The following is a 25,793-nucleotide window of genomic DNA, read 5'->3' as shown; positions in this document are numbered from 1 at the left end:
AATGCAGCCCTCAGACGGTCTGCTGGCGGATGTAGTCGGCCTTCGCGCGGCGGGGCACGACGACGATCGGCACCGGGGAGTTCTGCAGGATCCGCATCGCATGGCTGCCCAAAGACACCCGTTTGAGCGCGCCCAGCCCGGACGACCCGAGCATCATCAGCTCCGGATGCTTCCACTCGACGGCGGTCAGCGCCGCAGCCCAATCCCGGCCAGTGCCCACAACGACATCGGTCTCACCAGGCTTGATGTGCAGCTGATCGATCGAACACAGGATCCTGTCGGTGTCGCGCCGGACGACCTTCGTCCACTCGTCGACGACACTCGACTCCATATCGAAGCCGACCCCGGCGGTCGCGACCACCCGCGAGCGCGGAGCGAAGGAGGCGATGCGGAAAGGCACATCCGACTGCGCGGAGACCATCGCGGCACCGAGGATGAGATTCGCCGAGGTGGTCGACCCGGAATACGCGGCCGTGATCCGCTCCAGCCGCGCCCCCTCCGGGGCACGGAAGTCCGCCGGAGCCAGCGCCACCGGCAGTCGGGCACTGTGGAGCAGCCCATTCGACACCGAGCCGAGACCGATCCGGCCGGGCTCACCGTCGGCGGAGGGGCCGATGACGAGCCGGTACGCATCGGCCGTCTCACACATCTCGAGCAGACCACGCCGGGATGACCGCGCGGTGTGGAGGACGACCTCGGACTCGATGTCGCCGGGAATGAGCGCTCGCGCCTCGTCGAGGGCCGCCTCGGCGATCTTGCGGTATTTCTTCTCGTACTGTCCCTCGAAGTGCACGGGCGCCATCGGGAAGGCGGCGGAGTTGATCGCGGTTGCAACGATCCGGTGACCGTAGGTGCGGGCGAGGACGATGCCGAGCTCGACCGCCGCGCGATTGTCCTGACCTGGGGCGATGCCGACAACGATGCTCATTTGTCTCCTCCTGCGGAGTCAGAGGTGGCGGGTCCCGCCTCGGCGAGCTGACGACCGAGGACGGAGGATTTGCGGCCGAAGATGAGGTAGAGGCAGAGGATGAGTCCGGTCCAGATGACGAAGACGACGATGGTGATCAGCTGCAGGCTCGAGATGATCCAGAAGCAGCCGATGATCGAGAGCACCGGCAGCACTGGATAGAACGGGACCTTGAAACCGCGTTCGAGGTTGGGTTCGCGCACGCGGAGGATGATCACGGCCAGGGACACGACGACGAAGGCGACGAGGGTGCCGATCGAGGTCATCTCAGCAAGGAAGTTGAGCGGGATGAACCCGGCGAGGATCGCGATGACGACGGTGACGACGATCGTGCCCTTGACCGGGGTGAGGGTGCGGGGATTGACCTCACGGAAGAGCTTGGGCATCATGCCGTCGCCGGCCATCGTGAACAGGATCCGCGATTGGCCGTAGATCGACACGAGAGTGACGGAGAAGATCGAGATCACTGCACCGGCGGCGACGACGGTGCCCGGCCATTGGGAACCGACGATGCCCTCGAGGATGGCCGACAGGCCTGCCGTCTGGCCCTCGAACTTCTCCCACGGCTGGGCGGAGAGGGCGGCGACGGCGACGAGGACGTAGACGCTGGTGACGATGATGAGAGCGGAGATGAGGGCCCGGGGCATCGTCTTCTTCGGGTTCTTCGTCTCATCTCCGGCCGTGGCGACGGCGTCCATGCCGACGTAGCTGAAGAAGATCAGTCCGGACCCGGCGACGACCCCGGAGATGCCGAAGGGAGCGAAGTCGGAGAAGTTGTCAGTGTTCCAACCGGTGACGCCGACGCAGACGAAGAAGATGAGGACGCCGATCTTCAGGCACACCATGATCGCGTTGACGACGATGGATTCGCCGGTGCCGCGGACCAGCAGGAAGCAGCACATCGCGAGCAGGAGGATCGCCGGGAGGTTGACGATGCCGCCCTCCTCGGGCGCGTAGGCCAGAGCGTGCGGGATCTGGAAGCCGAAGAGATTGAACAGCAGCTGGTTGACGTACTGCGACCAGCCGACGGCGACGGCGGCTCCGGCGACGCCGTATTCGAGGAGCAGACAGGCGGCCACGCCCATCGCCGGCAGTTCGCCGAGGGTCGCATAGGCATAGGAGTAGGAGGATCCGGAGACGGGAACGGACCCGGCGAGCTCGGCGTAGCAGATGACGGCGAGGCCGGCGACGACTCCGGCGATGACGAACGACCAGATCACGGCCGGCCCCGCCACGGGCACGGATTCGGAGAGGATGAAGAAGATGCCGGTGCCGATCGTCGAGCCGACGCCGACCATCGTCAGTGAGAACAGTCCGATCGTGCGCTTGAGGTCGGTCTCGACATCTTCCTTCTGCCGAGGCACCGGTTTGATCCGAAACAGCTGCTGTCGCAGGGTGGGCATCATCTTCTCCAGACATCCTTGTCAGTACGACCGCCGACGAACCCGGCCGCACATCCGGCAGATGCGTTTCCGGCTCGCCGCTATTGTGACAATACGACAGACTTCGCCGGAAGGTTCAATACCCGCGGGAAATCTTCGGTACGAAATCAGTCGACGACCACCGAGGCGGCCCCACCGTTGACTGCATCAGTCCAGGTGACAGCGGGAACCCGCGGCAACCGATTCCTTATTCAATGAAACGGTTGAATACTGTGCCGGACGGCGGTACCCTTAAATCAACCACTTGGTTGAATACTGATTTCGACGTCGATGCACGGGGGTTCCATGGCCGATCAGCTGTCCAAGATCTTTGCAGCGCTGGCCGACCCGACTCGGCGGGACATGGTGGCACGGCTCAGTGTTGCGAACGCGACGGTGAATGAGCTCGCCGAACCCTACGACATGAGCGTGCAGGCCGTGTCGAAACATCTCAAGGTGCTCGAGGACTCCGGACTGGTCTCCCGCACCCGTGAAGCCCAGCGCAGACCGGTCCACCTCGAAGACAACGTGTTCGATCTGATGACGAAGTGGATCGAAAGATACCGCCAGCAGGCAGAAGACCGCTATCAACGTCTCGATGCCGTCCTCGCACAGATGGACGCGGACGAGGCAACGCGCGACTCGGATGCGAGCGCCGCCTCGGCGAAGCGGTCCGAGGACACTTCATCCCACGGAAAATCACGCAAAGGAGCATGACATGACGACCACCAGCGACACCGCAGCCGACTATTCGACGCTCAAGCTCGACGTCCCCGAGGGGGTGCAGACCGTGTCGATCACCCGCGATTTCGCGGCCACCCCGGATCAGGTGTTCCGGGCCCATATCGACCCCGAGCTCTTCGTCCAGTGGTGCGGGCCGGACACGATCACGAACACGATCCGCGAATGGAATCCTCGTACGGGCGGAAACTGGAGCTACGTGTCGACCGATGATCGCGGCGAGTACGCGTTCTTCGGCTCGTTCCACGAGGTGCGGGAGAACGAACGCATCGTCCAGACCTTCACCTTCGAAGGCTTCCCGGATGCGGTCAACCTCGAGATCCTCACTCTGACCGACCTCGGCGACGAGCGGACGCGACTGACCGCGACGTCGGTCTTCGATTCGCTCGAGTCCCGTGACGGCATGGTCGCCTCGGGCATGGAGCACGGCATCGTCGAGGGCTACAACAAGCTCGACAGGCTTCTTGGCGAATCCTGACCCAATTGCCACCTGACGGCGGCGCAGCAACCTCGCGCGAAGTTGCTGCGCCGCCGTCAGGTAGCGCTGGGGAGTTCGGACATCATGGCGAAGTAGGAATCCCGACTGCGGCGGACGTGGCGTGCCATGACCTCGGCCGCCTTCTCCTCCTGGCCGGCGTCGATGGCCGCGATGATCTCCCGGTGTTCGGGCCAGGCCTGAGGCCCTCGGCGCATGAGGTTGAGAGAATACAGCCACTCGATCTTGCCCGAGATCTGACGCAGAAGGCTGATGAGGGACAGACTGCCGCTGAGGCCCGCGACGGCGAAGTGGAACCGCGTATTCAGTGCGGCGAGGTCGTCAAAGCGCTGTTGCCGGATGACGATATCGCCGGTTGCGAGGATCTCATCGATCTCCTCACGCAGCCGCTGCCACTGGTTGTCCGGCGCGTCCTCGGCTCCGAGTTCGGCCACTCGTCTCGCCGCACGCTTGGCGGTCGCAGCCTCGAGCACGATGCGGATCTCGAACAGGTCGTCGGCGTCCTCGACCGGTGAGGGCGCGACCATCGAACCGCTGTAGGCGCGGGATTCGACGAGCCCCTCGGCCTCCAACGCGCGCAGCGCCTCCCGGATCGGGATCCGCGAGACCGCGTATTGCTTGGCCAACGCCACTTCCCGAAGTTTGGCACCGGGAGAGTGCACTCCCCTGATGATGTCGCTGCGGATCTGCGCCCCGACGGCAAGACTGCTCGAGACCCCGGAGGCATCCGCACGACTGTGACTCGTATCCTCAGCCATCGACTCTGCCCCATTCCGCGGTACTCATCGCTCTGTCCTTCTGCAGTCCAACACATCACCATCGTCTCAGGCCCGCGGCAGCTGCAGGACCTCACCTCGCGGCCGCCCTATCTGCCCGCCGCGTATCCCTGTGCGCCACGCGGATTCGCTCCAGCAGTGATTCGTCCGGTCCCGGGATCGCGGGTCACGCAGGACAGCCGCCCCAACTCCCAGTCCCCCGCCCGTGTCACAACGTGTCCACGGGCGATCAACCCGTTGATGACATCCTCGCCGAGGCGGTCCTCGACCACGGCGCCACCCGGGACCCAGGTGCGCGGCCAGAATGAGGCCGCCAACGATGTGGTGTGCAGGGCCGGTGCGTCAATGGCCTGCTGCGCTTCGTAGCCGCCGACGAGCAGACGCAGGATCAGGAGAAGCTGCCACTGTTCCTGCTGGTCGCCGCCCGGAGATCCGAGTGCGATGACAGGATCGCCGTCCTTCGAGATCAGCGTCGGGGTCAGAGTCGTCCGCGGGCGCTTGCCGGGCGCCAGCGCCGATGGCGCCTTCTCATCGAGCCACGTCATCTGCAGACGGGTTCCGAGGCAGAATCCGAGCTGCGGGATGGTCGGTGAGGACTGCAGCCAGCCGCCCGACGGTGTCGCCGAGATCATGTTGCCCCATCGGTCGACGACGTCGATGTGGCAGGTGTCTCCGTTGTTCACACCGTTCTTCTGCACCGTGGGCTCACCGATGCCTGCTCTGATGAGCTCTTCGCGATCGGCGCCTTCGAGGAGGAGCGGAGGCGTGAACGCCGAGCGCTGGCCTGCCCGGGTCTCGCCGGGCCGGAACTCGGGTGATGCGACATCGGTGATGAGCCTCCGACGAGATGCGGCGTACTCGTCGCTGAGCAGCCAGTCGAGGTCGACATCGCCGTCGCCGTAATAGGTATCACGGTCAGCCATCGCCAGCTTGAGCGCTTCGAGGATCGTGTGCGCTCCGAGTTCGTTCGACGGGTCGAGGCGCTCGTCATCGAAGCCGTCGAGGATCTTCAGCGCCTGGAGCAGCACAGGACCTTGGCCCCACGCACCGATCTTCGCGATCTCGAATCCCCGGAACTCGATGGTCACCGGCGGTTCGAAGTGGGCATCGAAGCCGGCGATGTCCTCGACCGTCATGACTCCCGCATGATCGCCGCCCGTCGAATGGCGGTGCGGGGTGACGATGAACTCCGCAATCGCCTCGGCGACGAAGCCGGACTTCCACTCCCGTCGTGCCGCACGGATCCGCTCTTCCCGCGAATCCGCTGCCTCACCGGCAGCGATGAGTCTGCGCAGCACATCAGCATAGGCGTGATTGCACACCGTTTCGCCGGCCTCGGGGACCTCTCCTCGGGGCATCCACAGGGCCGCCGATGTCGGCCAGTGCTCGGTGAAGAGTTCGCGGACCTTGGCGATGGTGCCCGCCGCTCGCTCGAGGATCGGATGACCGTTGTCGGCATAGTCGATCGCGAACTCGAGGGCCTCGGCCAGTTCCCAGGTGCCATGGTGTTCGAGCAGGTTGAGCCAGGAATCGACTGCGCCGGGAACTGCTGCCGCAAGCGCACCGGCACCGGGGACCATGTCGAGCCCCTCGCCGCGGTAGTGCTCGATCGTGGCCGCCGCAGGAGCTGGCCCCTGGCCCATCATGACCTGCGGAGCACCGGGATCCGCGGCGGTCGCGAAGATTCCGGTCATGTCTCCGGCAGGGCCGTTGAGATGCGGTTCGACGACATGAAGCAGAAAGGCACCCGCCACCGCGGCATCGAACGCGTTCCCACCTCGCTCGAGTACAGCCTGTGACGCGGCGGTGGCGAGCCAATGCGTCGAGGCGGCCATGCCGAAGTGACCTTCGAGGGTCGGGCGAGTGGTGAATTCAGCGGGAGGCGTGAATGGCATCGATCGGATCCTTCGGAGAGTTCTCGAGGGCTGGACGGAACTGCTTGCCCTCTTCATAGTTGCACACAATTGCGGCACTGCTTATCGTTTTGTATACAAAATGACCGAAAGGGCACCTATGACACGTCGACTCGACCTGGCCATGCTTCTGTTGCTGACCTTCTCGACCGGCATGGTCGATGCCATCGGCTACCTCGGCTTCGACAAGGTCTTCACCGGAAACATGACCGGCAACGTCGTCATCCTCGGCATGGGCCTGGCCGGCGCCGAAGACGTTCCGGTTCTGCGCCCCGCCCTCGCACTCGTCTTCTTCATGATCGGCGCCGCCCTGTCCGGCCGGATCCTCGGCGACATCGGCGAAGCCTGGCACCGCCGGACGACGCTGATCTTCGGCATCGTCGCCGCTGGCTGCGCGGGCCTCTCGCTCTACGTCGGCCTCGTACCCGATCCCGAGATCGGCCTCGCCGGCACGATCTTCACCTCCGCGCTCTCGGCTCTCATGGGCGCGCAGGCCGCGGCGGCGAGGAAGATGAAGATCGCCGACGTCACCACCGTCGTCGTGACCTCGACGATCGTCGGGCTCGCCTCCGATTCCCGTTTGGCCGGCGGCAGCAGCGTCCGCTGGGTCCGGCGCCTGCTGGCCGTCATCCTCATTCTCGTCGGCGCCCTCGCCGGAGCCGCGACGCTGGCGCTCAATCAGTGGATCGGCATCGCCCTCGTCGCCGTCATGATCGCCATCGCAACCATCATCGGCCACCGCGGTCAGAAGCGCGCTCACGCCGAGGCGGCCGCCACCGTCCCATCGAACGCCTGATCATCCCTCGCGCCTCCTCAGCGCGGCCGCGACGTCCTGTTGTTCCACAAGATGGATCCTCGGCGACACCGGCGAGCGCCGCCGACGATAATCGAGACATGAGCAACGGAGCCGAGACGCGGAATCTGCCGCAGCCGACCTTTCCCCTCCAGACACCGGGAACCGCCGTCGTCCACGCCGGGCCGCCTCAGCACCCGCGCATCGTCTCCGTGCCCACCCGATTCACGGAGCACATCATCGACCTCACCGAAGGCACAGATGTCTTCGCCGCCCTCGAGCAGGCGCTGGCCGACTTCGCCGTCGAGGGTCTCACCGCCGAGTTCGTGTCCGGTCAGTTCGGGCCCATCGCCTTCGTCCACCCCGCCTACGGCCCCGACGCCGCGCACCCGATGTCCTTCACCGAAGCCTTCACGGTCGACCACCCCGCGCGGCTGGCCCATGCCGCCGCCACCGTCGGGTTCCGCGACGGCACACCTTTCTGCCACATCCATGCCTCGTGGACGCAAGACGACGGCACAATCAAGGGCGGCCACTTGCTGCCGGGCACCCTTGCCGGGCCGGAGGGTCTGCGGGTCCGCGTGTTCGCGCTGCCCGATGCCCGGCTGATCAGCGATGTCGATGCCGAAACCGGGTTCTCCGCCTTCGCTCCTCACCCGACCGAACCGGCCTCCCCCAGCCCGACGGCAGCACCGACTCCATCCGAGTCGGACCGCCTGACCCCGCGCCCACCCGATGCCGTGGTCTCGCGCATTCGTCCCGGTGAGATCCTCGACGAGGCGGTGCTCGCCGTCTGCCGGAGCGCCGGCTTCGACTCCGCCGAGGTGACCGCGAGCCTCGGAAGCACGACCGGAGCGGTCTTCGTCGACGGCTCCGCTCCGTGGCCGGCCGTCGAGTTCACGCACCTGAGCGGCACCGTGACCGGTGCGACCTCGACCGGGGCGATTTCAACCACGGCGACCTCACTCGGGTCGAGCCCAACCGGTGCGCAGGACGCAGCCCCGCAGGTCGTCCTCACCGGAGAAGTCGTCGACGTCGCGGGCCAGGTCACCCGAGGCACCCTCGAACCCGGCGCCAATCCCGTGGCCGTGACCTTCGAACTCTTCGTTCGCCGCACGGCCTGAAACGCACCCGCTGACCAGCTCATACAGGCGCCCCGGCACCTTCGTACACCGGGGCGTCTCCGCAGAGGCTCAGACTCAGCTCACGACATCACGGCCCCACCGTCCACACGCAGGATCTGTCCGGTCGTGAACGCGGCACCATCGGTGGCGAGGTAGGCGACCGCCTCGGCGATCTCATTCGGCTGACCCATGCGATCGAGCGCCTGCCCCGAGGTGTCGTACGTCTGCCCGACAGTGAGCGCGGACTCGACCGGGCCGGGCGCCACCGAATTGCAGCGGATGCCCTGCCGGCCGTATTCCTTGGCCACCCACTTCGTCAGGGCGATGATCCCGCCCTTGCTCGCCGCATAGGCAGGGCCGGACCGGGCACCGGCCTCCCCGTCGGAGACCGCTCCGCCGTTGATGCCCGAGATCGAGGAGATGTTGATGATCGACCCGGAACCGGCCTCGGCCATGTGCGGGTGGACGGCGGCCTTGATGAAATTGAACGTCCCGCCGAGGTTGGTCTCGATGTCGCGCTGCCACTGTTCGGCGGTGATCTCGTCGATGCCGATGCGCGCGGCCGTGCCCGCGTTGTTGACGAGGATGTCGAGGCAGCCGAAGGTCTCGACGAACGACCCCACCGCGGCGGTCACCTCGTCGACGTCACGGACATCGAGGGAGAACGCGGCGAACCGCTGCTCGGGGTACGTCTGCGCCAGGCCCGCCGCCGCATCCTCGGCACCCTCGAGGTCGACGATACCGACCGAGGCGCCCCTGTCGGCCAACGCCGTGGCAATGGCCAGACCGATGCCCTGGGCGGCACCCGTGACCAGCGCGGTCTTGTTCGTGAGCAGATACGGTTCCATGACTCTCCTTGAGAAGAATTGAGTGAAGCGCCGTCCGGCGCCCGGTCGAACTCACCCGGCACCGGCACCCGAAGGCGCCGATGCCGCGGCGGCAGCCCCGCCTACCCGACCCCGAGCAGATCGGGCAGCCAGTTCGACAGCGCCGGGATGTAGGTGATGAGCAGCAGGGCGATGATCGCGCAGACGAGGAACGGCACGACCCCGCGCACCACTTCCTCGAGCTTGATCTTCCCGATGCCCGCCCCCACGTAGAGGTTGAGCCCCACCGGCGGGGTGAACAGGCCGATCGCGAGGTTGACGGTCATGAACACGCCGATCGTCGTCATGTCCACACCGACGCCGATGAGGATCGGCACGAGGATCGGGATGAACAGGTAGAACGCACTGATCGCATCGACGAAGGCGCCGACGATGAGCAGGATGACCGTGACGACCGCGAGGATGAGGTACTTGTTGTCCGTCACCTCGAGCACGGCCGACGAGATCGCATCGGCAATCCCTTCGACGGTGATGACGTAGGAGAACAGGCTGGCCACGCCGACGATGAACATGATGACCGCGGTCGAGACCCCGGATTCGAGGAACACCTTCGGCATGTCCTTCCAGGTCAGTTCCCGGTAGACGAACACCCCGACGATGAGCGCGTACACGGATGCGACGGCTCCCGCCTCGGTGGGGGTGAAGATGCCGCCGTAGATCCCGCCGAGGATGATCACCGGGATGAGCAGACCCGGGATCGCCTTGACCAGAGCGGTGAGGATCTCCCCGAACCCGCCCTCGGGATCGACCGTGGCAGTCGGATCCCCAGACCCGACCGGTCCTGAACCGGAGACCCCGGAACTCGCCGAGGCGGCCTTCCCGTTCGTCGTCAGCAGCTGCGTCTTCGACCCTGCCGCACGGTCACCCGAACCGCCGGTTCCGGACGCACCGTTCGCCGACCCGGGCGCGCCGTTCGCCGCCGTGGAGGCGCCGGTTGCCGGTCCGGTCGCACCGGACCCGGCGGCCGCCTCGGTGTCGGTCTTCGCCTTCACCGGCAGGCCGGCCAGTTCACGCACCCGGGGCACGAACAGGGCGGCGATGAAGAAGGCGAGGGCCATGATGATGCCGGGCACGATGCCGGCGATGAAGAGCCGGGAGATCGAGATCGATCCGAACTCGGCGGCGACGACGGCGAAGATGATGAATGCGATCGATGGTGGGACGACGATGCCCATCGATCCGGAGGCCGCGACGAGGGAGACCGCGTGCTTCTTCTGGTACCCGTTGCGCACGAGCGCCGGGATGAGGATCGCACCGATCGCCGCCACGGTGGCAGGCCCTGATCCGGAGATCGCGGAGAAGAAGAACGCGGAGATGATCGTCACCGCGGCCAGGCCGTGGCGCAGGCGACCGAAGATGAGGAACGCAAGGTCGACGAGCCGCTGCGAGATGCCCGTGTACTGCATGACGATGCCGGCGAGGATGAAGAACGGGATCGCCAGCAGCGTGCCCGAACTCATCGACGGGAACATCACCGAGGGCACGACATCGAGGACCTGGATGCCGTCGGTGGTCACGAGGGTGACGACGGCGGCCAGGCCGAGGGAGAAGGCGACCGGGATCCCGAGGCCGAGGAAGAGGAAGAAGCTGCCGAAGAGCAGGAGCGTGATCATTTCCGGCCTCCCTGGAATTCGTCAGCGTCGATGACCGGGGCGGCTTCGACGGCGAGGCGCTCGATGACCGCCTCGGCGGAGGTGTCCTCATGCAGAGCCGTCCGCAGGGCTTGGATGCTGCGGATCACTCCGAGCGCACCGGCCAGCGGGATGGACAGGGTGAACAGCCATTGCGGGATCCCCAGCGACGGGGTGGCCCGGCCGCGCAGACCCTGCGCGATCGTCATCTCGCCGCCCCAGATCAGCAGCACGGCGAGGAAGGCGACGATGAGCACGGTGCCGGCGATGAGCAGGAAGCGGCGGACCTGGCCCTTCGCGTGCTCGACGAGGTAGGTGAACCCGAGATGCGCGCCGAGGCGGATCCCGACGACGGCTCCCATCATCGTGAGCACGACGAGGAGGTTGATGGTGATCTCCTCGGAGAAGGCCAGTGAGGCCTTGAAGATGTAACGGGAGAGGACGTTGACGAAGGTGACGAGGACGATCACCATGAACGAGGCGATGACGACCCAGTCCTCGAAGAATCTGATGGCTCTCATCTCACAGTCCTTTCGGAATGAACGCCTGGGCCATGTCCGGTCCCCAGACCTTGCGGTATTCGCTGTAGATCGGACTCAGCTTCGTGCGGAAGGCGTCTTTCTCCTCATCGCTGAGTTCGTTGACTTCCATGCCGGAGTCCTTGAGTTCGGCGATGAGCTTCTCTTCGCCGTCGCGGTTCTTCTCGATCTGGAACTCGTTGGCGTCACCGGCGAGGCGGGTGACAAGCTTCTGATCCTCCGGCGTCAGGGAGTCGAAGAGGTCCTTGTTCACGCCGAGGATGAGCGGATCGTAGGAGTAGTTCCACAGTGTCAGGTACGGCTGGACTTCCTGCAGGTTCGCCGAGTAGATGACGTCGATCGGGTTCTCCTGACCGTCGATCGCTCCCTGTTGCAGGGCGGTGAAGACCTCGCCGAAGGGCATCGTCGTCGGGTTTGCCCCGATCTGCCGGTAGAGGTCGGTGTACATGCCGAAGCCGGGAATGCGGAACTTCATGCCCCGCATGTCCTCGGGGGTGTGGATGGGCCGGTGCGTGTTCGTCAGCTGCCGCATCCCGGATTCGCCGAAGCCGAGCAGGTGCACTCCGCGTTCGGCGAGGTAATCGCCGTAGACGTCCCCGCCTTCGCCGGCGAGCGCCTTCTGCCCGTCCTCGACGGTGTCGAAGATGAACGGCGCGGTCACGGCACCGAAGCGCGGGTCGACGCCGGCGTAGATGATCGGCGAGTTGTAGGAGAAGTCCTTCGCCCCGTCCATGAGCTGTTCGACACCGGCGGTGGCTTCACCGGCGGAGAGCCGTTCATTGCCGAAGACCTTCATGGTGATCCGCCCGTCGGTCTCCGCTTCGAGGTCCTTCGCGAACTTCTCCGCCGCGAGGTACCACGTCGAGGTCGACCCGGTCGTCACCGTCATCTTCCACCGGTAGCGCTGCTTGCCGTCGTCCGTGGTGCCGAAGTTCGTTCCGCACCCCGCCAGCAGCAGGGCGCACACCATCAGCACGGCGGACCACACGAGCATGGTTCTCGTCGTCCGTGTTCTCGGCACCATTGCCTCCTTCATCTCCCTATTTCCCTGTCACATTCGTGGTCTCTCGGCGCGCTGCTGCCCCGAGGCGGCCCCGCCGGTCACCGCTTCGGCATCCCCGCCCAGTGGGTCAGTCCCCCGTCGACGGGGATGAGCGTGGAATTGATGTAGGCCGATTCGTCCGAGGCGAGGAACACCGCGAGATCCGCGACGTCCTCGGGCCGGCCCATCGTCCCCGTCGGCGACTGCGCGTGCCGGGCGGCGAGCATGTCCTCGACCGAGTCGTAGTGGCCCGTGATCGAACGGTGGATGAGCGGGGTTTCGATGAGGCCCGGGGCGATCGAGTTCGCGCGGATGCCCTCGCCCGCGTACTGCGCGCCGACGACTTTCGTCAGTTCGATGAGTCCGGCCTTCGAGGCCGCATACGCCGGGTAGTCATACCCCATAAAGCGCATCCCGCCGATCGAGGACACCGTGATGATCGACCCGGTGCCCGCGGCACGCATGTGCGGCAGCGCGTGCTTGATCGCGGTGAACGCGCCGGTGAGGTTGATGTCGAGGGCCCGGCGGAAACCGTCGCTGGGAAGTTCGTCGACTCCCCCGTTGACGACGACGCCGACGTTGAAGTGGAGCACGGTCGGTCCGCCGAGGCGCTCGGCGCAGTGGGCGAAGGCCGCGGCCAGGGAGTCCTCGTCGGCGACATCGGCGACGGCCGTGGTCAGGTGGGATTCCAGATCGACCCCGCCGAGGCGGCCCTGCCCGCCGTGGCCACCGCGGTCGGTCTCGGGCCGGGCGGCCGCCTCGGCGAGGGCGCGCTGTGCCTGGTCGAGGGCGTTCGGATCGCGGTCGACGATGCACACGCGCGCACCCTCGCGCAGGAACGCGATCGCTGCGGCGAAGCCGTTGTTGACCTCCCCGTCCGGGGTGCCGCACCCGATCGCCATGATCGTCGTGCCCGCCAGCCTGCCTGCCGTGTTCATCGTGCGCTGCCCCGTCCCTGCGAATATTCGGCTTTGATCTCCTTGCGGGCGAGCTTGCCGTACGCCGTGACCGGCATGGTCTCGACGAAGTGGATCTCCTTGGGCACTTTGTATGCGGCGAGCCTTGATCGGCACAGCCGGTCCAGTCGTTCCTCCAGGTCATCGGCAGCGGCGGGGACCGTCCGTTCGATGACGGCTACGCCGATCTCTCCCCACTGCGGATCGGGCACGCCGACGACGACGGCTTGGGCCACCTCGGTGTCGGTGAGGAGGAGTTCTTCGATCTCACGCGGATAGACGTTCGATCCGCCGGAGATGTACATATCCGACTTCCGGCCGGTGAGGAACAGGTAGCCGGCCGCGTCGAGGTAGCCGATGTCGCCGGTGTGGAAGACGCCTCCTGCGAAGGATTCGGCGTTCGCATCGGGACGGCCGAGGTAGCCGGCGCACACGGTCGGCCCGGCCACGCAGACTTCGCCCTGAACGCCGACGGGCAGTTCCGCGCCTGTGTCGTTCAGGATGATGATCTCGACTCCGGTGCGGGCACGCCCGCAGGTGCCGATGCCGGCGGAGTCGACGGGGATCCGGCCGTGGTCGTCGGGACCGAGGACCGTGATCGCTCCGGTCACCTCGGCGAGCCCGAAGTACTGGACGAGGCAGGGGCCGAGACGCTCGAGAGCGCGTGCCTGGTCGGCGGCGAGCATCGGGGCACCGGCGTAGATGATGCGCTCCAAGGTGTGGTCCTCGGGTCCGCGTCCGTCCGGGCAGCCGGCGACGATGCGGTTGAGGATCGTCGGCACGGTGAAGGCGTTCGTGATGCCGTAGGCGTCGATGGCCGGCCACAGCGACTCCTGGCTGGGCTTGCCGCCTGGGTGGATGATCGACGGGGTGCCGCCGAAGACCTGCGCGAGCATGTGGATGCCCGCCCCGTGCGACAGTGGCGCGAGCACGAGGGAGGCTCCGGTCTCGTCCTCGTTGGGGAAGAGGTCGCAGCGATGGTTCGTCAGCACCGCGCCGAGGTGGCGGTGCGTGAACGTCGCGGCCTTGGGTCGGCCGGTCGATCCGGAGGTGAAGAAGTACCAGCAGGGGTCGTCTTCGTCGACGGTGGAGTCGACGGCCGCAGGCGCGTGCGCCGAGGGGACCACTTCGCGTCGAGAGGACTCGTTGGAGCCGGTCCCCTCGGCGCGAAGTGGTCCGCTCGATGAGGGCAGCTCGCCGATCCACAGGACGGGGCCGGTGAAGCCTTCGGCCACCAGCGCGGTGACGAAGTCGGAGTGGGCACGGTCGGCGATGACGGCGGCGGGGGCCACCTCGGCGCTGATGCCCAGCAGCTCCTCGGTCGACAAGGCCGCGTTCGGTGGGGCGATGACGCCTCCGGCACGGAGGATCCCCCAGAAGGACTGGATCACCTCGGCGTGGTTGGCCGAGAGCAGGAGGACGGTGTCGCGACGGCCGACCCCGCCTGCTTGGAGGGCGGCGGCGAGCGCCTCGGCGCGGGCGTCGAGTTCGGCCCAGGTCCAGCGCTGCCCGTGATCGTCGTCGACGACGGCAAGCCGCTCGGGCAGGCGTCGGGCGGTCTGTGTGAGGAAGTGGGAGACGTTGACCCCGCGCCGAGGTGTGGGCGTGAAGTCCTTGGCCGGGGAGGTCTGGGAGATTGTGCGCATCAGCGAACGCGCTCGAGCACGGAGGCGAAGTTCGACACGGCGGCGCCGCCCATGTTGAAGACTCCCGCGAGTTCCGGGTCCTCGATCTGGATGCCGGGCGAGCGGCCGGTCAGCTGGGCGGCGGCCAGGGCGTGCATGGACACTCCGGTGGCGCCGATGGGGTGCCCCTTGGCTTTGAGCCCGCCGGAGGGGTTGACGGGCAGGCGGCCGTCGATGGCGGTCGCACCTTCGTCGAGGAGGGTGTGGCCCTGACCTGGGGCGGCGAGTCCGAAGGCTTCGTATTCGAGGAGTTCGGCGATTGTGAAGCAGTCGTGGGTCTCAAGGAGGTCGAGGGCATCGATGCTGATGCCGGCGGACTGCAGCGCTTGGTCCATGGCCGCGCGGGCGCCGGCCATCTCCAGCGGATCACGCTGTGACAGCGGCATCACGTCGTTGGCGTTGCCCATTCCGCGCCAGGTCACGGCCTGCGGGGCGGAGGCGGCGACCTCCTCGGCGCCCATGACCAGGGCGACGGCACCGTCGGAGACCATCGAGCAGTCGGTGCGGCGCAGGGGTTCGGCGACGTAGGGGTTGGTGGCACCGACGGTGTTGCAGAAGTCGAAGCCGAGGTCCTTCTGCATGTGGGCCAATGGGTTCTGTGCGCCGTTGGCGTGGTTCTTCGCGGCGATCTTCGCCAGGGCCTCGGAATGATCGCCATAGCGGTCGAAGTATTGTCGGGCGATCTCGCCGAAGACTCCGGCGAAGGACTTCAAGTGCTCTTCCTCTTCGCGAAAACTGGCGCTGAGCAGCACTTCGTTGACGTCGTGGCCCGAGGCCTGGGTCATGCGTTCGGCGCCGATGACCAGTGCGGTGCGGTGGCGGCCGGCGGCGATCGTGTCGTGGGCGGCGAAGATCGCGGCGGATCCGGTGGCACAGGCGTTCTCGTGCCGGTGGGCCGGGATGCGGGCGAGTTCGGGGAACACGGTGCCCGGCAGTGCGGCTTCGAAGCCCTGGCGGGAGAGTCCGTTGTTGAATACGCCGACGTGGATGACGTCGATATCGGTCGGCTCGAGGCCAGCATCGGCGATGGCATCACGGGCGACGTCGGCCATCATCTGCGGCAGCGGTGACTCGGACCGGCCGAACCTGCCGTGGGACCAGCCGATGATTGCAGGCGTTGACATGGACACTCCTTCGGGTACCGGGCTCTGCGGGACGAGCACTGTCCCTCATACTTTCCCGGTCCCATCAGATGGTCAAAGAAAATCCACGATATGGAACATCGGTGTCGTGGCAGTCCGGCCGTCTCCCCTCGCCGCCGCAGCTCAGCACGTGCCCGCCGAGACACGCATTGAGTGTCGAGACACGCGTGCGCACACCCGTTTCTCGACACTCAATGCGTTTTTCGATGAATTCCGGCCCCTGCAGCCGGAGTGCCCGCCCACCTAACCTTTGAGGCGCGTCATCTCCGGGTCGAAGATGGGTTCGGCCGTGACGGTGGCCGGCACACGGCGCCCGAGGTACTCGATCTCGACGCCGTCGCCGACGCTCAGTGTGTTCGGCAGCCAGGCGTAGGCGATCGACTTCCCGATCGAGTACCCATAGGCCGCCGAGGTGACATAGCCGTCCGCACCGCCCGTCGAGGCAGGCGTCCGGCCCGTCGCCGAGGCGGTGCCCACCTCCGCCTCGGTCGTGCCCGCGGAGCTCGACATCAGGTACACGGGCTCACTGCCCAGCACAACGTCCTCGCGCCGATCGAGCGTCAGGCATGTCAGTTTCTGCGTGGCCGCCGCAGCCCGGTCCGCAAGGGCGGCCTTTCCGCGGAAGTCATCGGTCTTCGAAGCCTTGACCGCGAAGCCGAGTCCTGCCTGCACCGGTTCGTGTTCGCTGGTCATATCGGAGCCGAAGGACCGGAACCCCTTCTCCAGGCGCAGCGAGTTGAAGGCCTCGCGTCCTGCGGCGATGAGGCCGTAGTCCCGACCGGCTTCCCACAGCACGTCCCACAGGCGATGCCCCAGGTCAGCGGAGGTGTAGAGCTCCCATCCCAGCTCTCCCACATAGGACAGGCGCATCGCTGTGACGGGGATGCCGCCGAGGGTGATCTGCTTAGTGCGGAAGTACTTGAGTCCGTCGTTGCTGAGGTCGTCGGCGCTGACTTGAGAGATGACTTCGCGGGCGAGCGGTCCCCACAGTCCGATGCAGCAGGTGCCCGGGGTCGTCTCTCGCACGGTGGCCCACCTGCTCGGGTCGGCCGCGCTCTGGTGCTTGGCCGCCCGGGTGATGGAGGCGAAGTCGATGTTCGAGTTCGCTCCCACCTGGTAGGTCTCTTCGTCGAGGATCGCGACGGTGATGTCGCTCGTGATGCCGCCGGCCTCGTCGAGCAGCAGGGTGTAGCTGACGGCGCCGGGTTTGCGCAGCATCGACGAGGTCGTCAGTCCGTGGAGCAGCTCGCCGGCGCCCGGGCCTTTGACCTCGAAGCGCTTGAGCGCGGTCATGTCGTACATGGCGACATTCGTCCGCGTCTTCCAGGCTTCGACCGCTGCGATCGGCGAGTGGAACCTGTCGGCCCATTCGTCCCGCGGCGGTGCCTTCCACTCCTCCGACAGCTCGTTCAGCAGAGCGGCATTGGCTTCGTACCAGTGCGGGCGCTCCCACCCGTTCGTCTCGAGGAAGAACGCGCCGAGGGCCTTCTGCTGTTCGTTGAACGGGCTGAGCCGCAGGTCACGCGGTGATACGCGCGGCTGCAGCGGGTGGATGACGTCGTAGATTTCGACGAAGTTCTGCTGCGAGGTCTCGCTGACGTACTCGGGTGTCGTCAGCGCGTCCTCGAAGCGGTTGAGGTCGATGCCGGACAGGTCGGTGTTCGAGCGCCCGAGGGCGATGAGTTCGGCCACGGCCTTCGCGATGCCGGCACCATGGGTGACCCAGACCGCCTCGGCGACGAAGAACCCGTCGACCTCCCGCGATTGGCCCACGAGCGATCCGCCGTCGGGGGTGAAGGAGAAGATGCCGTTGAAGCCGCGCTGGACCTGTGTCTGCGCGAGCTCCGGCAGCAGCTCCTGGCTGGCCTCCCATTCGCGGACGAAGTCCTCCGGGGTGAAGTCGAGGCTCGAGGGCATGACCTCCTCCGTGATCTCTTCGGGCGAGTAGGTCCGCAGGGTGTCGAGGTCGACGGGCATCGGGCGGTGGGCATAGGAGCCGATGCCGATCCGCTCGCCCCACTCGCGGTAGTAGAGGTCTTTGTCCTGGTAGCGCAGGATCGGAGCCTGAGCCCCGGCCGGCGGCTCGTTCTTCCCCACGAGGGACGGCACCTCGGTCGTCCACGCGAACTGGTGGCCCAAGGGCAGCAGGGGAATCGTCGTGCCGACCATCTCACCGATCTTCGGGCCCCAGAAACCGGCGCAGGAGACGACGATGTCGGCAGGAATCCGATCCTCACCGGCGATGACGGCGCTGACCCTGCCGCCGGTCGTTTCGATGTCGGTGACCGTCGTCCGGTCACGGAATTCGACTCCTGCGGCTCGGGCGCGGTCAATGACGAGCTGGGTGCCCTTCGCGGCCAGAGCGAGTCCGTCGCCGGGGGTGAGCAGCCCTCCGAGGACCATGTCCCGGTCGAGCATGGGGAAGAGCTTCGCGCACTCATCTGCGTCGATGACATGGGCTTCGACGCCGTAGGACCGGTTCCAACCGGCCCGTCGGTGCAGATCCTGCAGCCGCTCTTCGGTCGTGGCGACCTCGAGCCCGCCGACGGGCAGGAACGAGCCGCGACCGTCGGGGCCGGTGAGAGACGTGAGTTTGTCGATCGTGTACTGCGCGAACTCGGTCATCGACTTCGAGGGGTTCGAGGAGAAGACGAGACCCGGCGCGTGCGAGGTCGATCCGCCGGGAATCGCCAGCGGCCCCTGCTCGACGACGAGCGTATTGGCCCAGCCCAACTGCGCGAGTTCGTCGGCGAGATTGGCGCCGACGATGCCGGCTCCGATGATGACGACTCGTGGTGATGCGTTCAGCACAGAGTACTCCTTGTTGGTGAGGGTGGTGGAGGGTGATGTCGCAGTGGGCGTTCGAGCAGCGCTCAGGCGTCCAAGGCGGAGTATTTGGTTTCCGGTGCCCAGAAGATCGAAGCGATGAACCCGATGAGCGGGAAGATCGCCGCGATGAGCAGGGTGCTCGATACCCCGAGGTGGTCGAGCGTGACCGGGAAGAGATAAGTGGCTCCAGCGGCCCCGACACGGCTGAACGCCGCGGCATAGCCGACGCCGGTGCTGCGGAAGCGAGTCACGAACATCTCCGGCGGGTAGACGTACTGGATGCTGTTCGAAGCGGTGATGATGAGCACGAAGGCTCCGAAGACCATGAGAGTCACCAGCGGCGGCAGTTCCGTCCACCCGCCGAGGAAGACGAGCAGAACCACCATGAGAGCGAAGGTCCAGTTCACGAAGGTGCGGCGTGGCAGCAGCCACAGAAGCCACAGTCCCACACCGGCGCCGAGGAGCTGGAGCCCGTTCATGAGCAGATCCGTCGAGAATCCGTTATTCAGGCCGAGGTCGTCGAGGACAGGAACGATGAACGTGAAGATCGCGAACAACGGCCCCACCTGACAGAACCAGAACAGTCCGGAATACACGATGGTGCGGGTGTCGTTCTCAGCGAAGAAGTCGCGCAGCCGAGTCTTGACGACCTCTGCGGGGACAGGCGGCAGGGCGTACTGCGGCCCATAGTGTGCGGAGATGATCGCCTGTGCCTCCTCCGTGCGCCCCTGCGCCTGCAGCCACCGCGGAGACTCGGGCAGTGCCATCCGCACGATGAGCACCACGAACGCCGGCAGCGCGCTGCTTGCCAACAGCAGACGCCAGGAGTCGGGGCTCGAGAGGTGGGCGACGACGAAGGCTGAGATGAAGCCGATGAACCAGAAGGCCGCAATCGAGCCGAGCAGGACGCTGCGGTGACGACGCGGAGTGAACTCCGCGAGCAGTGCCGTGCCGACCGCATACTCGACGCCGATGAGCAGACCGAGCAGCAGCCGCATCGCCACGAGATCCCACGTGCCGACGACGAAGAGTTGAGCCAGTGAGACGAGGACGAAGCCGACGAGGTTCCAGAAGAACACCCGTTTGCGTCCGTAACGATCGGCGATGCGCCCGAAGAACAGCCCGCTGATGAAGATGCCGATGAGTGCGCTGGCCGCAATGAGCCCCTGGCCGAGCGCCGAGAGCTCCAGTTCGGCCGCCGCCGGACCGACCGCGCCGCCGATGACGCCGAGGATGTAGCCGTCGATGAAGATGCCGCCGAAAGCCGCGATCGCCACGACGATGACGAGTCGGTTCAGTGGAGCTTCGTCGACCGAGATGCTCCCCTCACCGATTCGGCGAGCGGAGACATCGGGGCGGACGGGGTCGATGCCATCGATGTCCTTCTGCTGTGTCATGTGGTCTCCTTCGACTCACTCGGCGACTGTGCCCGAACCGACCGGTTCAGGCGTCGATGACGAGGTCGGACTTCGCCGTCGAGCAGCACGGCAGGAACTTGCCCGCGTCGATCTCTCTGGCGCGGATGCCGCCCTGATGATTCATCTCGACGTCGCCGTCGAGCTTGATGGACTTGCAGGAGCCGCACATGCCCTCCTGACAGTTCGCGGGAATCTTCACTCCCGCCTTCCGCGCGGCCTGGAGCACGGTCTCCTCATCCCCGATGCGGACGTTGAGACCCGAGCGCACGAACGACATCGTGTGCTCCCCCTCCCCCACCGTAGGCAGGACGGCGGGGTCGACGACGGCGGTTTCGTCATCTTCGTTCGAATCCGTCGCCGAGGCGGGGCTCGGGTCCTCGTCGGGCACGACCGCCTCGGCGTCGACGGCTTCGATCGGCGCACCCGTCGCTTCGATCGGACCGTCGGCGTCGTACTCGGGCTCGTACATGTCAAGCGCGGCCGGCTGGGACTCGTAGTATTCCTCGGTCGACGCCGCGATCTCCTCGGCGATCTCACCGGCGATGGCGACCTCTTCGGCGTATTCGGCCCGGATCTCGCGGTCGCCGGAGAAGAACTCCATGAACACCGAGGTGTCATCGACTCCGACGGCGCGCAGCAGGTCGGTCGCCGAGTTGAGATACCCCTCCGGGCCGCAGGCGAAGACCTGCCGGCCGTTCGCGTCGGGGACGAGGTCATCGAGCAGCGATGCCGACAGCCGACCGGTCCGACCCGGCCACTCCTCGTCGCACTCCCGATCGCCGAGGCAGTAGACGACCTTGATCCGGAAGTCCACCGTGGCGAGGAAGTCGAGCTCGTCGGAGAAGGCGAAGGAGTCCGGTGCCGCACCATGGTAGACGAGGACGACATCGGCCTGGCCGGGCAGCGAATGCACGGTGCGGATCATCGACATCAGCGGGGTGATGCCGGCTCCGGCCGCCAAGAGCAGGAGACGGGCCCGGCGATCGTAGTCGGCGAGGTGGAAGGCACCGACCGGCCCGAGCATGTCCAGCGTCGTGCCGGGCCTGATGTTCGCGTGCGCCCACTGCGAGACCTTCCCCTGGGGATCCCGTTTGATGGTGATCGAGAATGTCCACGGCTCGGTCGGCGCCGAGGAGATCGAGTAGCTGCGGGACACCGGTTCCGCATGCGGTCCGTCAGCGGGGAAGTCGATGTTGATGTACTGCCCCGATCGGAACGCCAGGGGCGCACCGTCCGTGCGACGGAAGACGAAGACCATCATTCCTCCCGCCTCGGGGATGGTCTCCACGCATTCGGCCGTGAACTCCTGCGGATGCCAGGGCCCCAAGGCGGTGGCGGCTCCGGCCGGGCCGGAGGTACCCGAGAGCACGCGGTTCCACGGCATCTCCAGGCCTCGGACCCGCTGGGCCAACGGCAGCGCGGGCACTGCGGAGGATCTCATCCCACGTGCTCCCGCATCCGCTGCACGTACCAGTTGATGAAGGCCTCGACCTGGTACTCGCTCTTCATATAGGGCCCCTGCTCGTAGAACGGACTCGCCGCCCCCTGCTGGCAGAGTTCGACGAAGGCCTTGTCCTGCAGGTTCGTCTGCTTCCAGGTGTGGGTGAGCGTCTCGAGGTCGTAGTCGACCCCTTCGACCGCATCGTCGGCGACGAGCCATGTCGTGCGCACGAGGGTCTTGTCCGTGCCGATCGGGAAGACGGCGAAGGTGACGACGTGATCGGCCAGCAGGTGGAACCAGGAGTTCGGCTGCAGGTGCATCGAGCAGCGACCCAGTCGGAAGTCCGGCAGATCGCCGAGGAGCTTCTTCGAGAGCCTGCGTCCGTCGGCCGAGAAGGACTCCCCCTGCCCGTCGAGGGATTCCCGGGAGATGCGGATCCCGCCGATGCGGGTGTCGAGCTCCTCGACGACGTCATAGGGCAGTCCGTAGCGGCGGCAGCGGTACTCCAAAGCGGCCTGGGCCTGCTGGTTGCGATCCCAGACGTCTTCGAGGTGGGGCGGGATGGTCTCATCGGTCAGTCCCCAGGTCGGGAACAGCGAACAGGCGAGTTCCGGGTGACCATCGCAGTGGTAGCACTCGCGATTGTTCTCCATCACGAGCTTCCAGTTGGCCTCCTCGACGATGTTCTGCTGGTAGGCGACCTTCGTCTTCGCCAGCTCATGCGGGCCGACATAGGGCTCGAAGATCTTCGCCGTCTCGTGGAAATCCGTGGGCGGCTCCTCCGCCAGACAGAGGAACACCAGACCGGCGACGATCGTGCCGTGAGCCCGCTTGAGCGAGTAGCAGGACTTGTCGAAGGTCATCTCGCCGGGAGCCGAAGCATGGATGAGGTCACCTTCGGGAGAGTACGTCCAGGAGTGGTAGCCGCAGACGAGGTTGCCGGTCGTTCCCTTGAGCTCAGTGAGCACGCGGGCGCCGCGATGCCGGCACACGTTGTGGATGACGTTGACGCCGCCGTCGTCGTTGCGGAGCACGATGATCGAATACGGACCGTAGTCGAGCGTGACGAAGTCACCCGGCTCGGGGATCTCAGCGACGCTGCATGCGAAGACCCAGTGCTGTCCGAACACGGCCTGCATGTCGAGGTTGAAGATGTTCGGGTCCGTGTAGAACGGCGCCTCGAGCGAGAAGCCGACCCGACGGGTGTCGAGCCGGACCCGGAACTCATCGAGCCGCTCCTCGGTGATTCCGGCGGGAAAGCCCTTCTTCGTCGGGGCCAGGTTGGTAGCAGTCAATTGTCATCTCCCTTGATGTCTGCTGGATGCGAGATACCTGCCTGCGCCGGCCCGACAACGGAATGGCGAACTCCTCATCGACGACCGCGGGGACCGTGCTTGCCGGGACCTGCTCGACTGTCACACTAGCGACCAAGATACTGCAGAAAAAGCGCGAGATTTTGTTCAGTATCGTGCGGAATGACTGCATAATGTTACTCATGATCGATCCTCGTCTGGCGACGCTGCGCACCTTCGCCGCCTGCGGCACCGTCGCCGCCACGGCCGAACTCACCGGGTACTCTCCGTCGGCCGTCTCCGGCCAGCTCAGAGAGCTGCAGCAGTCCCTGGGCATGACGCTGCTCGTCAAGGACGGGCGCGGCCTGCGCCTGACCTCGACGGGGCGCTATCTCGTGCGGCGATCCGACGCTCTGACCGCCGCTTGGGAAGACATCCGCGCCGGCGCCTTCGGGTCCGGCGACCAGGCGCCGACGCATTTCGGCATCGGAGGATTCTCGACCGCCTCGTCGAACCTCTTGGCACCGCTGGCCGCCAAGCTGCGCACGACCCGCCCCACGGTCAGCGTCCACGTCATCGAGGCTAGTCCGACGCGCTGCTTCGAACTCCTCATCGCCGAGCGCATCGACCTCGCTGTCATCGTCTCCATGCAGGGCAATGTGCAGGTCGAGGACGATGCTCGGTTCGAGAGCATCGACCTGCTCGATGATCCCCTCGATGTCATGGTCCCCGCCGACCATCCGGTCGCCGATCGCGAATCGGTGACCCTCGGCGAACTCGCCGGCGAGGAGTGGATCACCGCGAGTCCGGGATCTCCCTACCATTCGCTCTTCGTCGCCGCCTTCACCGCGGCCGGGGTGACCCCGACGGTGGCCCACGAGTCCGTCGAGTGGGAGACCTCGGCGGCACTCGTCGGTGCGGGCGTCGGAGTCAGCCTGCTGCCGCGGATGTCCAGCCTCGCCGGAGAGGCGAACGTTCGCCGTGTCCGGCTCGCGGGAACCGGCCGACTGAGCCGGAAGATCATCGCAGCGGTGCGGGCCGGCAGCCGCAGATCTCCGCTCATTCGGGAATCGATGCAGCACCTGCGCACCATGTCGCAGCACATCCTCTCGACTCGCCTGCGCGAGGACTCCTGAGCGGCTCCCGGAGGACTCCGGGCCGGCTCAGGGGAGAACTCCGGGCCGGTTCGCGGAGGATTCCGGGCCGGCTCAGGGGAGGGTTGCCGAGCGCTCGCACTGCGCCTGCATGAACTTCCGCCGAGGGTCTTGACACGGCTCTCCCACGACGGCGAGACTGCATCTACGTCTGATGTCAGACTGATATGTCAGTGGTGTCGTCCGACTCACTCACATGTCCGACAACTCCCACGCATTCGCACACATGGAGGCTCAACGATGAGCAACAAGGCAATCAGCTACGCCGGCCCCGGGAAGGTCGAAGTCGTCGACACCGAGTACCCGGACTTCGTCCTCAAGGACGGCCCGGGAGTCAATCCCGCCAACGTCGGCCGTACAGTCGATCACGGCGTCATCCTCAAGACCGTGGCGACGAACATCTGCGGCTCCGACCAGCACATGGTCCGGGGCCGCACGACTGCCCCGGAGGGTCTCGTGCTCGGCCACGAGATCACCGGAGAGGTCGTCGAAGTCGGCCGCGATGTCGAGTTCGTCCACGTCGGCGACCTCGTCTCCGTGCCGTTCAACATCGCCTGCGGCCGCTGCCGCAACTGCAAGGAGGGCAAGACCGGCATCTGCCTCAACGTCAACCCCGATCGCCCGGGCTCGGCCTACGGCTACGTCGACATGGGCGGCTGGGTCGGCGGTCAGGCCGAGTACGTGCTCGTGCCCTACGCGGACTGGAACGTCCTGAAGTTCCCGGACAAGGATCAGGCGATGGAGAAGATCCTCGATCTCACGATGCTCTCCGACATCTTCCCCACCGGCTTCCACGGTGCCGTCAGCGCCGGGGTGGGCGTGGGCTCGACGGTCTACGTCGCCGGTGCCGGCCCGGTCGGAATCGCCGCAGCCACCTCGGCGCATCTGCTGGGCGCGGCCTGCGTCATCGTCGGCGACCTCAATGAGGACCGGCTGGCTCAGGCACGCGGATTCGGCTGCGAAACGGTCGATGTCTCCCAGGGCGACCCGAAGGACCAGATCGCCCAGATCCTCGGCGAGCCCGAGGTCGACTGCGGCATCGACGCGGTCGGCTTCGAAGCCCGCGGACACGGCAAGGACGCCAGCCACGAGGCTCCCGCCACGGTGCTCAACTCGCTCATGGACATCACTCGGGCCGGCGGCAGCCTCGGCATTCCGGGACTCTATGTCACCGGCGACCCGGGAGCCCCCGACGAAGCGGCCAAGGAAGGATCGCTGTCGATGCGCTTCGGCCTCGGCTTCGCGAAGTCGCACGTCTTCGTGACCGGCCAATGCCCGGTGATGAAGTACAACCGGGGCCTCATGCAGGCGATCCTGCATGACAAGGTCTCGATCGCGAAGAACGTCAACGCGACCCCGATCCGCCTCGAGGACGCACCGCAGGGGTACGCGGACTTCGATTCGGGCGTGGCGAAGAAGTTCGTCCTCGACCCGCACGGGCTCATCACCACCTGAGACTCTCAGATCTCACGCTGAACCCGAGCTTCTCAAGGCCGAAAGTCGGGTGAAGTGGTGAGAAATGGTCACATTCGGATAGTGCGAGCCG

Annotated in this window: 21 protein-coding genes; 6 read left to right on the top strand and 15 right to left on the bottom strand. The window is 66.3% G+C overall.

Going from position 1 to position 25,793, the window contains the following annotated elements:
* Positions 1-10: 10 nt before the first annotated feature.
* Positions 11-928 carry a universal stress protein gene (locus ACPUD7_RS04060; RefSeq protein ID WP_135537533.1) on the bottom strand — a complete coding sequence of 306 codons (918 nt, stop codon included), beginning with the start codon at positions 926-928 and terminating at the stop codon, positions 11-13.
* Positions 925-2,370 carry an APC family permease gene (locus ACPUD7_RS04055; RefSeq protein WP_135537840.1) on the bottom strand — a complete coding sequence of 482 codons (1,446 nt, stop codon included), beginning with the start codon at positions 2,368-2,370 and terminating at the stop codon, positions 925-927. The genes ACPUD7_RS04060 and ACPUD7_RS04055 overlap by 4 nt, the downstream gene beginning before the upstream one ends.
* A gap of 324 nt (positions 2,371-2,694) precedes the next feature.
* On the opposite strand from ACPUD7_RS04055, the gene ACPUD7_RS04050 reads away from it, so the two are divergent.
* Together ACPUD7_RS04050 and ACPUD7_RS04045 are read left to right on the top strand one after the other, a co-directional pair.
* Entirely contained in the window at positions 2,695-3,105 is a 411-nt protein-coding gene (locus ACPUD7_RS04050) for an ArsR/SmtB family transcription factor (RefSeq protein WP_135537534.1), read from the top strand.
* A 1-nt stretch (position 3,106) separates the two neighbouring features.
* The gene (locus ACPUD7_RS04045; protein ID WP_135537535.1) at positions 3,107-3,607 is read left to right on the top strand and encodes an SRPBCC family protein; all 501 of its coding nucleotides are present in this window, start codon (positions 3,107-3,109) and stop codon (positions 3,605-3,607) included.
* A gap of 56 nt (positions 3,608-3,663) precedes the next feature.
* Here ACPUD7_RS04045 and ACPUD7_RS04040 read toward each other — a convergent pair whose 3' ends face one another.
* Both ACPUD7_RS04040 and ACPUD7_RS04035 read right to left on the bottom strand, forming a co-directional pair.
* Complete coding sequence (locus ACPUD7_RS04040; protein WP_135537536.1) at positions 3,664-4,383, bottom strand: GntR family transcriptional regulator; 720 nt, start codon at positions 4,381-4,383, stop codon at positions 3,664-3,666.
* Between the two features lie 107 nt (positions 4,384-4,490).
* Positions 4,491-6,296, bottom strand: coding sequence for a gamma-glutamyltransferase family protein (locus ACPUD7_RS04035; RefSeq protein WP_135537537.1), 1,806 nt, complete (start codon positions 6,294-6,296; stop codon positions 4,491-4,493).
* A 118-nt stretch (positions 6,297-6,414) separates the two neighbouring features.
* On the opposite strand from ACPUD7_RS04035, the gene ACPUD7_RS04030 reads away from it, so the two are divergent.
* Positions 6,415-7,110: a YoaK family protein gene (locus ACPUD7_RS04030; protein ID WP_135537538.1), complete on the top strand. Its 696-nt coding sequence runs from the start codon at positions 6,415-6,417 to the stop codon at positions 7,108-7,110.
* Positions 7,111-7,208: 98 nt separating this feature from the next.
* A complete protein-coding gene (locus tag ACPUD7_RS04025; protein WP_425119202.1) occupies positions 7,209-8,231 on the top strand; it encodes a PCC domain-containing protein in 1,023 nt (340 codons plus the stop codon).
* 80 nt (positions 8,232-8,311) lie between these two features.
* Here the strand turns inward: ACPUD7_RS04025 and ACPUD7_RS04020 are convergent, their stop codons facing one another.
* The 11 genes from ACPUD7_RS04020 to ACPUD7_RS03970 all read right to left on the bottom strand — a co-directional run bounded on the left by ACPUD7_RS04020 (position 8,312) and on the right by ACPUD7_RS03970 (position 23,048).
* Positions 8,312-9,079, bottom strand: coding sequence for an SDR family NAD(P)-dependent oxidoreductase (locus ACPUD7_RS04020; RefSeq protein ID WP_425119201.1), 768 nt, complete (start codon positions 9,077-9,079; stop codon positions 8,312-8,314).
* Between the two features lie 101 nt (positions 9,080-9,180).
* On the bottom strand, positions 9,181-10,731 hold the full coding sequence (locus tag ACPUD7_RS04015; RefSeq protein WP_425119200.1) for a TRAP transporter large permease: 1,551 nt from the start codon (positions 10,729-10,731) through the stop codon (positions 9,181-9,183).
* Positions 10,728-11,270, bottom strand: a complete 543-nt coding sequence (locus tag ACPUD7_RS04010) for a TRAP transporter small permease (RefSeq protein WP_425119198.1) — start codon at positions 11,268-11,270, stop codon at positions 10,728-10,730. Before ACPUD7_RS04010 ends, ACPUD7_RS04015 begins: the two co-directional genes overlap by 4 nt.
* 1 nt (position 11,271) lies before the next feature.
* Positions 11,272-12,312, bottom strand: a complete 1,041-nt coding sequence (locus ACPUD7_RS04005) for a DctP family TRAP transporter solute-binding subunit (protein WP_240689553.1) — start codon at positions 12,310-12,312, stop codon at positions 11,272-11,274.
* 77 nt (positions 12,313-12,389) lie between these two features.
* Positions 12,390-13,268 (bottom strand): SDR family NAD(P)-dependent oxidoreductase, encoded by an 879-nt coding sequence (locus ACPUD7_RS04000; protein WP_425119197.1) that lies wholly within the window; start codon positions 13,266-13,268, stop codon positions 12,390-12,392.
* Positions 13,265-14,932, bottom strand: coding sequence for an AMP-binding protein (locus tag ACPUD7_RS03995; protein ID WP_425119196.1), 1,668 nt, complete (start codon positions 14,930-14,932; stop codon positions 13,265-13,267). Before ACPUD7_RS03995 ends, ACPUD7_RS04000 begins: the two co-directional genes overlap by 4 nt.
* Positions 14,932-16,095: a thiolase domain-containing protein gene (locus ACPUD7_RS03990; protein WP_135537544.1), complete on the bottom strand. Its 1,164-nt coding sequence runs from the start codon at positions 16,093-16,095 to the stop codon at positions 14,932-14,934. The genes ACPUD7_RS03995 and ACPUD7_RS03990 overlap by 1 nt, the downstream gene beginning before the upstream one ends.
* 261 nt (positions 16,096-16,356) lie before the next feature.
* Positions 16,357-18,921, bottom strand: coding sequence for a GcvT family protein (locus ACPUD7_RS03985; RefSeq protein WP_425119256.1), 2,565 nt, complete (start codon positions 18,919-18,921; stop codon positions 16,357-16,359).
* Between the two features lie 65 nt (positions 18,922-18,986).
* The gene (locus ACPUD7_RS03980) at positions 18,987-20,339 is read right to left on the bottom strand and encodes an MFS transporter (RefSeq protein ID WP_425119195.1); all 1,353 of its coding nucleotides are present in this window, start codon (positions 20,337-20,339) and stop codon (positions 18,987-18,989) included.
* A gap of 46 nt (positions 20,340-20,385) precedes the next feature.
* Complete coding sequence (locus ACPUD7_RS03975; protein WP_425119194.1) at positions 20,386-21,801, bottom strand: 2Fe-2S iron-sulfur cluster-binding protein; 1,416 nt, start codon at positions 21,799-21,801, stop codon at positions 20,386-20,388.
* Positions 21,798-23,048 carry an aromatic ring-hydroxylating oxygenase subunit alpha gene (locus tag ACPUD7_RS03970; protein WP_240689588.1) on the bottom strand — a complete coding sequence of 417 codons (1,251 nt, stop codon included), beginning with the start codon at positions 23,046-23,048 and terminating at the stop codon, positions 21,798-21,800. The genes ACPUD7_RS03975 and ACPUD7_RS03970 overlap by 4 nt, the downstream gene beginning before the upstream one ends.
* A gap of 248 nt (positions 23,049-23,296) precedes the next feature.
* On the opposite strand from ACPUD7_RS03970, the gene ACPUD7_RS03965 reads away from it, so the two are divergent.
* Complete coding sequence (locus ACPUD7_RS03965; protein ID WP_135537549.1) at positions 23,297-24,229, top strand: LysR family transcriptional regulator; 933 nt, start codon at positions 23,297-23,299, stop codon at positions 24,227-24,229.
* A gap of 258 nt (positions 24,230-24,487) precedes the next feature.
* Positions 24,488-25,702, top strand: coding sequence for a formaldehyde dehydrogenase, glutathione-independent (gene fdhA, locus ACPUD7_RS03960; protein WP_135537550.1), 1,215 nt, complete (start codon positions 24,488-24,490; stop codon positions 25,700-25,702).
* The last annotated feature ends 91 nt before the right edge of the window (positions 25,703-25,793 follow it).

This window comes from Brevibacterium sp. FAM 24630, from assembly GCF_049804075.1.
In the GTDB taxonomy this organism is placed as follows: Bacteria; Actinomycetota; Actinomycetes; order Actinomycetales; family Brevibacteriaceae; genus Brevibacterium.
This window is presented reverse-complemented; position numbering and strand designations above follow the sequence as displayed.